Source organism: Streptomyces sp. NPDC058157 (assembly GCF_042884105.1).
Taxonomy (GTDB): Bacteria; Actinomycetota; Actinomycetes; order Streptomycetales; family Streptomycetaceae; genus Streptomyces.
The window spans coordinates 1-2293 of record NZ_JBHVUQ010000397.1; the positions used below are offsets into that span (position 1 = coordinate 1).

Sequence of the window (2293 nt, forward strand, 5' to 3'; positions counted from 1 at the left end):
ACGCGGGGTGGAGCAGCTCGGTAGCTCGCTGGGCTCATAACCCAGAGGTCGCAGGTTCAAATCCTGTCCCCGCTACTGAAGGCCCGAGGCCCGGATCCCATGGATCCGGGCCTCGAGTCGTTCCTGAACGTGAACGCGGGCCTGAACGTGAACGTGAACGCGGGCGCGCGAGAACGCGAAAGGCCGGGGGCTGGGCCCCCGGCCTCCTCCTTCGCCCGGCCGGCTACGCGCCGGCGCAGTTCGGGCACACCCCGCGGTAGGTCACCTCGACCGCCGAGACCACGAAGCCGAAGCGCTCGCCCGCGGGCAGGTCGGCCAGCGGGTCGCCCGCCGGGTGGACGTCGCGGATGGCCCCGCACTGGGCGCAGACCAGGTGGTGGTGCGGCCGGTGGGCGTTCGGGTCGTAGCGCTTGGCCCGCCGGTCCGTCGAGACCTCCAGCACCTCGCCGAGCGAGACCAGCTCGCCCAAGGTGTTGTACACCGTCGCTCGAGAAATCTCAGGCAGTTTGGTCACAGCGCGTGCGTGCACTTCGTCTGCCGTCAGGTGAACGTGGTCACCGTCGAGTACTTCGGCCACGACACGCCGCTGGGCCGTCATGCGCCAGCCGCGTCCGCGAAGTCGTTCCAGCAGGTCACTCATACACGCCAGCCTAACAGTGGGGATTCGGTGCAGATCCCGAACCGATGTGGACTTGGATGCTTACTTGACTTAGACAAAGTCCATCGTAGGATCGGTTACGGCAAACGCCAAGGACAGGACTTGCAGGAAATGACGCAGGAGGCGCACGTGACGCAGGGACCGCTCACCACGGAGGCCGGGGCACCGGTCGCCGACAACCAGAACAGCGAGACCGCGGGCGTCGGCGGGCCGGTCCTCGTCCAGGACCAGCTCCTCCTGGAGAAGCTGGCCCACTTCAACCGCGAGCGCATCCCGGAGCGCGTGGTGCACGCCCGTGGCGCCGGCGCCTACGGCACCTTCACGGTGACCGCGGACGTCACGCAGTACACCCGGGCGAAGTTCCTCTCCGAGGTCGGCAAGCAGACCGAGACCTTCCTGCGCTTCTCCACCGTCGCGGACAGCCTCGGCGGCGCCGACGCCCGCCGTGACCCGCGCGGCTGGGCGCTGAAGTTCTACACCGAAGAGGGCAACTACGACCTCGTCGGCAACAACACCCCGGTGTTCTTCATACGCGACGCCATCAAGTTCCCCGACTTCATCCACACCCAGAAGCGCGACCCGTACACGGGCTCGCAGGAGGCGGACAACGTCTGGGACTTCTGGGGTCTGTCGCCCGAGTCCACCCACCAGGTGACCTGGCTGTTCGGCGACCGCGGCATCCCGGCGTCCTACCGCCACATGAACGGCTACGGCTCGCACACGTTCCAGTGGAACAACGAGGCCGGCGAGGTCTTCTGGGTCAAGTACCACTTCAAGACCGACCAGGGCATCAAGAACCTCACCCAGGCCGAGGCCAACCAGCTCGCCGGCGAGGACCCGGACTCCCACCAGCGCGACCTGCGCGAGTCCATCGAGCGCGGCGACTTCCCGAGCTGGACCGTCCAGGTCCAGATCATGCCCGCGGCCGACGCGGCGGAGTACCGCTTCAACCCGTTCGACCTCACCAAGGTGTGGCCGCACGAGGACTACCCGCCGATCGAGATCGGCAAGCTGGAGCTCAACCGCAACCCGGAGAACATCTTCGCCGAGGTCGAGCAGTCCATCTTCTCCCCGGCGCACTTCGTCCCCGGTATCGGTCCCTCCCCGGACAAGATGCTCCAGGGCCGTCTCTTCGCGTACGGCGACGCCCACCGCTACCGCGTCGGCATCAACGCCGACCACCTGCCGGTGAACCGCCCGCACGCCACCGAGGCGCGCACGAACTCCCGTGACGGCTACCTCTACGACGGCCGCCACAAGGGCGCGAAGAACTACGAGCCGAACAGCTTCGGCGGCCCCTTCCAGACGGACCGCCCGCTGTGGCAGTCCACCCCGGTCACCGGCGGCACGGGCAACCACGCCACCCCCTCGCACTCCGAGGACGACGACTTCGTCCAGGCGGGCAACCTCTACCGCCTGTTCTCCGAGGACGAGAAGGCGCGTCTGATCGAGAACCTCTCCGGCTTCATCGCCAAGGTCTCCCGTGAGGACATCGTCGAGCGCGCCATCGACAACTTCCGCAAGGCGGACGGCGACTTCGGCAAGCGGCTGGAAGCCGCGGTCCAGGCCCTCCGCGTGCGGTACTCGTCGGCGAAGGCCGCACCGGCCAGCGCGCCCAGGGCGGACCCGAAGGGC

Annotated in this window: 2 protein-coding genes and 1 tRNA gene; 2 read left to right on the plus strand and 1 reads right to left on the minus strand. The window is 68.0% G+C overall.

Annotated elements, in window-relative coordinates; translation table 11 throughout:
- The first annotated feature begins 1 nt into the window (after position 1).
- A tRNA-Met gene (locus tag ACFVXK_RS38255) sits at positions 2–75 on the plus strand.
- Between the two features lie 148 nt (positions 76–223).
- On the opposite strand, the gene ACFVXK_RS38260 is transcribed toward ACFVXK_RS38255, so the two are convergent.
- The gene (locus ACFVXK_RS38260) at positions 224–640 is read right to left on the minus strand and encodes a Fur family transcriptional regulator (protein ID WP_389621905.1); all 417 of its coding nucleotides are present in this window, start codon (positions 638–640) and stop codon (positions 224–226) included.
- A 129-nt stretch (positions 641–769) separates the two neighbouring features.
- On the opposite strand from ACFVXK_RS38260, the gene ACFVXK_RS38265 reads away from it, so the two are divergent.
- On the plus strand, positions 770–2293 hold a 1524-nt coding region (locus ACFVXK_RS38265; RefSeq protein ID WP_389621908.1), incomplete at its 3' end, for a catalase.